This is a genomic window from Paenibacillus terrae (assembly GCF_005217525.1).
Lineage (GTDB): Bacteria > Bacillota > Bacilli > Paenibacillales > Paenibacillaceae > Paenibacillus > Paenibacillus terrae_C.
In genome coordinates this window covers 1,189,296-1,197,482 of record NZ_PNXQ01000016.1, presented here as the reverse complement: position 1 = coordinate 1,197,482, position 8,187 = coordinate 1,189,296, and the positions used below count along the sequence as shown (strand labels likewise).

Below are 8,187 nucleotides of genomic sequence, written 5' to 3'. Positions count from 1 at the left end.
TACTGGTATTTTGGACCGAATTGAACGGCTTAATCAGGATGACCAGGTTTCCAGATCCGATAAAATTTCTATTTACAAAGACGAGATTCCTCAGCGTGCGCGGGAATTTGTGCAAAATTTTGTGAACAATAGCCGTAATGCCGATGCCTACCCGGAAAAGCTATTGGACGAAGTGCTGCAAAAAACAAAAGAGCAGACATATCGGATTCCGGAGGAAACCTTCATCAAAATTCCGCGTCTCACCTCTGAGGATATTGCCGAGATGCGACCGGTAGCCCGTGAAATCGTGACCGGATTGATGAACGATCAGATAACAGATGCACAAACAGCTCGGGCCAAGGTGGCCGAGCGGGTCAGTACGAGTACGCTTACCAAGCGTACCTCTCGTGAAGTCGTTCAGGAGCTTGCAAGGCTTGTGATTACGGCCAACAAGTTTTATGATGATACAGCTACGAAGGACGCTAGGGTACAGGCCCGTGAAGATACACCGACAGTCTACATCAAACAGGGTGAAGTGCTCGTCAAGAAAGGCGAGATTATTACCCAGGAAATCTACACTTTACTGGATGAAAACGAACTGCTAAAGGACAAGATCAACTATTGGCCGCAATTTGGTCTGTTGATGTTGTCTGCAATGCTGGCCTTGGGCCTGTTTATGTATATTCGCCAGTTCCAATCACGAACACGCCGTTTTAAGTATAACAATGCGCAGTTGCTCATGCTGGTGTTGATTTTTGTGATCACGGTAGGCGCAATGATGTTAACCGCCATATTGCAGGACAGTGAACGGTCTTATCTCGGCTATCTGGCGCCTATCGCGCTTGGAGCCATGCTTGTAACGTTGTTACTCGATATGTCGCTGGCCTTCGTTTGTGCCATTATATTCAGTATATTGGCAAGTGTCATTTTGAATGTCAGACAAGGACAAATTTTTGATTTTAACTTCGGATTTTTTGCCCTTGTGGTTTGTCTTGCTTCGATTTTCTCGACGCATCGAGCCAGTCAGCGTTCAACGCTGTTCAAGGGGGCCATTATGGTATGCTTGTTCGGTGCCGTGTCGGTCTTCACTCTGGCGCTGATCGACCAAAGCAACTGGACTCAAACGACGACGCTCTATGCGGTAGCTTTTGCTTTTGCGGGCGGTTTGATTACAGCCGTACTTGTTATTGGGCTAATGCCATTTTTTGAGTCTACCTTTGGCATTTTGTCAGCGCTGAAGCTGGTTGAGCTGTCTAACCCGAATCATCCGCTTCTGCGCAAGCTGCTTACAGAGACACCGGGTACGTATCACCACAGCGTAATGGTAGGTAATCTGTCAGAGGCAGCAGCGGAGGCTATAGGTGCTAACGGCTTGTTGTGCCGGGTCGGTTCGTATTATCATGACATCGGTAAAACAAAACGGCCTTCGTACTTCATTGAAAATCAGAATGGTATGGATAATCCTCATGATACGATAGAGCCGAAGCTGAGTAAGTCCATCATTATTGCCCATGCCCGTGATGGTGTGGAAATGCAATTGGATTACAAGCTGCCCAAGCCGATTCGCGATATTGCCGAGCAGCATCATGGAACCACGTTTCTGCACTACTTTTATCATAAGGCGCTGCGTGAGGCGGAAGAACGGGGCGTAGAGCCGGACTTTACTGAGGATGATTTTCGCTATCCTGGGCCAAAAGCCCAGTCCAAGGAGGCTGCTGTAGTCGGGATTGCTGATAGCGTGGAAGCAGCCGTCCGTTCCCTGCGGAAACCAACAGTGGATCAGGTGGAGTCGATGATTGAAAAAATTATTAAAAGTCGTCTTGATGATCACCAGTTTAACGATTGCGAGCTAACGATGCGGGAGCTTGATATTGTGGCTCAAACTCTTAAAGAAACCGTGATGGGAACTTTCCACTCCCGTATTGAGTATCCCGAAGAAAGACCAAAGCCTGAGAGCGGGAAAGCATAATATAATAGGCTTGTGCATGAAGTGTGGCAGAGCATTAGAATTAAAAGGAGCGGTTGGCATGAGCCTTCAATTAGCTTGGAATAATGAACAAAACGATATGGTAATCCATGAATCCTTGATTGGTTTGCTGAACACTCTATTGGAGGAAGCGGGCAAGGTGGAAGGAGTGACGGAAGGTGAGGTGGCCCTCACCTTCGTTAATGATGAGCAAATTCATGAATTAAACAGGGAGTATCGTGGGATTGACCGCCCAACCGATGTGCTGTCATTTGCCATGAAGGAAACATTGGATGAAGAGCTTGAAATCATCTATGAGCCGGATGACGGAGGACCGCTGGATGATGTGCCGGATGTGCTGGGTGATATTATTATTTCCGTGCAGACAGCTCAGGCCCAAAGTGAGGAGTACGGTCATTCCATTGAGCGTGAAATCGGCTTTTTGTTTGTTCACGGCTTCTTGCATTTATTGGGCTATGATCATCAGGATGAGGCCAGTGAAGCTGAAATGATGGGCAAGCAAGAAGCAGTACTGGCTCAAGTGGGGTTGACACGGTAATGAGACGTCAGCCTTGGAGAATGACTTTTCGTTATGCCGCAGAAGGTGTGATGTATGCTCTGCGCACACAAATAAATATGCGGATACATGTGGTCATGGCGTTTCTCGTCATCGCAGCAGGCTTAAGCCTGCGCATCTCCCGGCTCGACTGGTTATTCGTCTCTATGGCGATTGCCATGGTAATCGTAGCCGAACTGATCAATACCGCTGTTGAAGCGGCGATAGATTTAATCTCGCCTGATATCCATCCGCTGGCCAAAGCGGCTAAAGACACCGCCGCCGGAGCTGTGCTCCTGGCAGCGGTTTTTGCTGTAATTATTGGTATATTTGTGTTTTACAGGCCGTTGTTGACCTTGATTAGTCAGCTTTTTTAATGGAAAAACACATTTTTGTAATCGAGGAGTTTGTAAAAATCCAATAAGTGACTTCTAATGAACAATATATATATCGAAATAATCTAGTTCGTCTATATATTGCACTTTGGAGCGACGGGATCGAATTTTGCAAAATCCTGAATTATATACTGTAGAAAAGACCTAACCCAAAAACCAAAAAAATAGGCGCTTAATAGTGCTGGAGGAAACGAAATGGCTAAGAAACACTTTAAATCAGGCTTTGTTGCGATTGTTGGCAGACCCAATGTAGGAAAATCAACTCTGATGAACCATGTCATCGGCCAGAAAATCGCTATCATGTCGGACAAGCCCCAAACCACACGTAACAAAATACATGGGGTATTCACTACAGAGGACACGCAAATTGTATTTTTGGACACACCGGGCATTCATAAGCGCCAGTCTAAACTGGGCGACTACATGAATCAAACGGCCTTTAATACGTTGGGCGAAGTTGAGGCTGTACTTTTTCTTATTGATGCCTCTGAAGGATTAGGCGGAGGCGACCGTTTTATTGCCGAACAGCTAAAAAAGGTAAAAACGCCAGTCATTCTGGTTTTGAATAAAATTGACCGTATTGAGCCCGAAGCGCTACTACCCCTGATTGAGCAATACCGCAAGCTGTACGACTTTGCGGAAATTGTGCCGATCTCGGCTAAAATGGGCAACAATGTGAACCGTCTGCTGGAGCAGGTACAGAAATATTTGCCTGAAGGTCCACAATATTACCCGGATGACCAAATTACCGACCATCCAGAGCAGTTCGTCATCGCCGAACTGGTACGGGAAAAGATTTTGCATATGACTCGTGAGGAAGTACCGCATTCGATTGCAGTCATGATTGAAGACATGAAGGTACAGGACAACGGCGTAGTGCATATTATGGCAGTCATTTTTGTAGAGCGGGATTCCCAGAAGGGAATTATTATCGGTAAGCAGGGAGCTATGCTCAAGGAAGTGGGCAAACAGGCACGCATAGATATCCAAAACCTGTTGGGCTCCAAAATTTTCCTGGAACTGTGGGTAAAGGTCAAAAAAGACTGGCGTAACCAGGATCGTGTCCTGCGTGACCTCGGATTCCATCGCGACGCTTAAAAAACATGTTATATTCACACTTTAGTTCCCTAAGGGATCTTAAAATTGAGTTTTAAATTAGTTGAACCAAAGATGTTAAGTCTTTTAGGCACCATAAAAAAAGCCGTCCGACTACCCATTCACTAACACAGGCATAAGTAAAGTGTCTTTGGTAATTCAAGCGCCGCGCCTTTGCGGCGCTTAACTCTTGCACTTCCCATACCCTCATTTCCTGCACTGAAAAAAGGAATGCTTTTAAAAAAAGCCGTGTAACTGTATGCAAGCTTTAGCGGAGCAAGGATTTGAATCTGAAGAGCGCCATCGTTCGAAAGATCAAATCATTCGCGGAGCGTCTCAGCCTCGTATACAGCACTCTTTTTTAACTCAATCCATTTATTTCATCGCATACTTCACCTTTCTTCGCATCATTCTAATTTTGAGATGCAAACGTCATTTCCGAAGAAAGGATGAATACGATTGCGAGATTTTTCGTGGAAGTATTTTGCGATGACTGGGGATGTCGGTGCGTATCTGTTATACAGGGAGAGCGCCGTGACAAGGGAGCAAGACACGGATGAAGGAGAGTCGGACGAGCATGAAGAAGCAAGTGAATAGCGCGAGTCACTGGCTTCTTCGTGAATGTTTGGGGGAAGAGGCATGCTTTACAGGGTGGAAGGAATCGTCATCCGCAGCATGGATTACGGTGAGGGGAACAAAATTATTACGCTTTGCACCGAAAGCGGCGGTAAGACAGGCGTGCTGGTCAGAGGAGCCAAGAAGCCCAAAAGCCGTCATGCTGCATTGACGCAGCCGTTTACGTATGGTGAATTTGTGTTTTTTCGAAATACCGGCTTAGGCACGTTAAATACCGGTGAAATTATTCAATCCCATCATATACTGCGCGAGGATATTACCAAGGCCGCTTACGCCTCATATGCCTGTGAATTGCTCGACCGGGTACTACATGATGAAGAAACGGGCACCTTCTGGTTTAAGCAGCTTAAAGCATGTCTGGAAGCGTTGGAGAGCGGCAAAGATCCGCTGATCGTCATGAGCATTTATGAATTTAAAATATTGCAGGCGGCCGGATATGCTCCCCAGCTTGATGCCTGTATTTCCAGCGGACAACAGTGTGCTGATGAAGATATGTTTATCAGTCCAAGGCTGGGCGGAGTTTTGTGTCGAGGCTATAAGCACTTTGATCCGGCTGCATTGAGTGTCACACCGCGTACGTTGAAGCTGTTACGTTTGTTTGCGAGAATGGATTTAAACCGGCTCGGCAACATTGATGTGAAGGACTCGACCAAACTGGAAATCAAACATGTCATGCGACAGTTCATGGATATGCAACTGGAGGTCAAGCTGAAATCCCGTCATTTTCTGGACCAGCTCGACAAGTATGATATGTGAAACCTCTTGCTCCCTTGACTGTGCTGCTAAAAACGTGTAATATCCTACTATATATCTCCTTCGGGAGCAGAGGCATTGAACGAGAAAGTAACGGAGTTTATTCTCTAGAGTAAGCGAGTCGGGGATGGTGTAAGCCCGGCGGGAAATCTTCGTGAACAAGGCACTCGGGAGCATCTGAATGGACACGGAAAAGAGGATTACGGTCTGGCTGGTGATGAAGGACTGCAATCAAGTAGGGTGGAACCGCGGGAGTCAGCTCTCGTCCCTACGTCTGTACAGGCGTAGAGGCGGGGGCTTTTTGCTGTCTCTGGCGAGGCTTGTTGGAAGTAGGCGGCCCTGTACATAGAAGATTTCGAAGAAGGATCACCACCATTTGAGGAAATTTGGAAGGGAAGTGTGTACCATGAATTTTCAGCAGATGATTTTGACACTGCAACAATTTTGGGCTGAGCACAACTGTATTATTGTACAGCCGTATGACACGGAAAAAGGGGCAGGTACAATGAACCCGATGACGTATTTGCGTTCAATTGGGCCTGAGCCGTGGAACGTAGCTTATGTCGAGCCGTCCCGCCGCCCCGCAGATGGACGTTATGGAGAGAACCCAAATCGTCTGTATCAGCATCACCAGTTTCAGGTTGTTTTGAAGCCATCGCCTGATAACATTCAGGAACTGTATCTGGAGAGCTTGAGCCGCCTTGGTATTAATCCTCTGGAGCATGATATTCGCTTCGTTGAAGACAACTGGGAAGCGCCAACGCTGGGAGCATGGGGACTAGGTTGGGAAGTATGGCTGGATGGTATGGAAATTACCCAATTCACGTATTTTCAGCAAGTGGGCGGTATTGATGCAAGTCCGGTTGCGGTTGAAATTACGTATGGTATGGAGCGTCTTGCTTCCTACATTCAGGACAAGGAGAATGTGTTCGATCTAGAGTGGGTGAATGGCATCACGTATGGCGATGTTTTCCACCAGCCTGAATTTGAGCATTCCAAATATACGTTTGAAGTATCTGACGTCAAAATGCTTTTCACCCTTTTTAATATGTATGAAGAAGAAGCGAATAAAGCCATGGCACAGCACCTTGTATTTCCAGCTTACGATTATGTGTTGAAATGCTCTCATGCGTTCAACTTGCTGGATGCTCGCGGTGCCATCAGTGTAACGGAACGGACCGGATTTATTATGCGTGTGCGGAATTTGGCCCGTCAGGTGGCTGCAACTTATCTGGAGGAACGCGAGAAGCTCGGCTTCCCGCTGTTGAAGAAAGGAGGTGCGGCACATGTCTAAGGATTTGCTGTTTGAAATCGGTTTGGAAGAAGTGCCCGCCCGTTTTATCCCTGCTGCGATTCAGCAGTTAAAGGAGCGTATGACTGCTTGGCTGGACAGCTCACGTATTGCTCATGGTGATGTAGAAGCTTATGCAACCCCTCGTCGTCTGGCGGTGCTGGTTAAGGAGGTAGCCGAAAAGCAGGAGGATATTAACGAAGAAGTCAAAGGGCCTTCCCGCAAAATCGCACTTGACGAAGCTGGCAATTGGAGCAAGGCTGCTCTCGGCTTTGCCCGCAGCCAGGGTGTTGATCCTGAACAGTTTACATTCAAGGAGCTTGGAGGCGTGGAGTATATTTACGCGACCAAGAGCAGTATAGGTGTACCGACAGCGGAAGTGCTGTCCGAGGGCTTATTGCACATTTTGCATGCCATGACTTTCCCTAAATTTATGCGTTGGGCCAGCTATGACTTTAAGTTTGTTCGTCCAATCCGCTGGTTGATCGCCTTGTTCGGCAAAGATATTGTTAACTTGGAAATTGCCGGGGTTCGATCCGGAAATGTGTCAAGAGGACATCGTTTTCTCGGGCAGGATACTGTTGTGGAAAGTCCGGCAGACTACGTTGAGGCGCTTCGTAAACAGCACGTCATTGTGGATATCGCGGAACGCCAGTCCATTATCGTGAAGCAGATTGAAGCATTAGCAGCCGAAAAAGACTGGACGATCGCGGTTAAGGATGATCTGCTGGAAGAAGTGTTGTATCTGGTCGAAACGCCGACGGTACTGTTTGGAGGTTTTGATCCATCGTTCCTCAACATTCCGAAGGATGTGCTGATTACTTCCATGCGTGAGCATCAACGCTATTTCCCGGTGCTGGATCACGCGGGAGAGCTGCTGCCATACTTTGTTACAGTACGTAACGGTGGAAGCCAATCGCTGGATGTCATTGCCAAGGGGAACGAAAAAGTATTGCGTGCACGGCTATCTGATGCCAAATTCTTTTATGAAGAAGATCAGAGACTGGAAATCAAGGATGCGCTCTCCAAGCTGGAAAGTATCGTTTTCCACGAGGAATTGGGATCGGTTGGAGACAAGGTACGTCGGATTCGTCGCATTGCCGATGCTTTAGCTGAGAAACTGCGGGTTTCCCCGGATACACTGGAGTCGGTTAGTCGGGCAGCAGATATTTGTAAGTTTGATCTGGTAACGCAAATGGTATATGAATTCCCGGAACTGCAAGGGGTTATGGGTGAGGATTATGCTCGTAAGGCTGGAGAGAAGGAAGAAGTGGCGAGAGCGGTATTTGAGCATTATCAGCCGCGTTTTGCCGGAGAAACGGTTCCTTCCACGAACGCTGGAGCTATTGTGAGTATCGCTGACAAAATAGACACGATCACCGGTTGCTTCTCCATCGGTATTATTCCGACAGGTTCGCAGGATCCTTATGCGCTTCGTCGCCAGGCCGCAGGTATTGTGCAGATTTTACTGGATCGTAATCTTTCGGCTACTTTGTCTGATGTGTTCAATATTGCG

At 47.2% G+C, this 8,187-nt stretch carries 8 protein-coding genes; all 8 read left to right on the top strand.

Features of this window, described 5'->3' with window-relative positions; all coding sequences use genetic code 11:
- A partial coding sequence (locus C1I60_RS23130) for an HD family phosphohydrolase (protein ID WP_252361837.1) occupies nt 1–1,948 on the top strand: 1,948 nt, incomplete at its 5' end.
- Nucleotides 1,949–2,006: 58 nt separating this feature from the next.
- Nucleotides 2,007–2,504 (top strand): rRNA maturation RNase YbeY, encoded by a 498-nt coding sequence (ybeY, locus tag C1I60_RS23125; protein WP_137063815.1) that lies wholly within the window; start codon nt 2,007–2,009, stop codon nt 2,502–2,504.
- Nucleotides 2,504–2,878, top strand: coding sequence for a diacylglycerol kinase family protein (locus C1I60_RS23120; protein WP_137063814.1), 375 nt, complete (start codon nt 2,504–2,506; stop codon nt 2,876–2,878). The genes ybeY and C1I60_RS23120 overlap by 1 nt, the downstream gene beginning before the upstream one ends.
- Before the next feature lie 213 nt (nt 2,879–3,091).
- A complete protein-coding gene (gene era / locus C1I60_RS23115; RefSeq protein WP_137063813.1) occupies nt 3,092–3,994 on the top strand; it encodes a GTPase Era in 903 nt (300 codons plus the stop codon).
- Nucleotides 3,995–4,450: 456 nt separating this feature from the next.
- Entirely contained in the window at nt 4,451–4,588 is a 138-nt protein-coding gene (locus tag C1I60_RS23110; RefSeq protein WP_137063812.1) for a YqzL family protein, read from the top strand.
- Nucleotides 4,589–4,630: 42 nt separating this feature from the next.
- Complete coding sequence (gene recO, locus C1I60_RS23105) at nt 4,631–5,383, top strand: DNA repair protein RecO (protein WP_137063811.1); 753 nt, start codon at nt 4,631–4,633, stop codon at nt 5,381–5,383.
- 403 nt (nt 5,384–5,786) lie between these two features.
- Nucleotides 5,787–6,674 carry a glycine--tRNA ligase subunit alpha gene (gene glyQ / locus C1I60_RS23100; protein ID WP_014282485.1) on the top strand — a complete coding sequence of 296 codons (888 nt, stop codon included), beginning with the start codon at nt 5,787–5,789 and terminating at the stop codon, nt 6,672–6,674.
- Nucleotides 6,667–8,187, top strand: a 1,521-nt coding sequence (glyS, locus tag C1I60_RS23095) for a glycine--tRNA ligase subunit beta (protein ID WP_252361836.1), incomplete at its 3' end; no start/stop codon positions are given. The genes glyQ and glyS, both read left to right, overlap by 8 nt.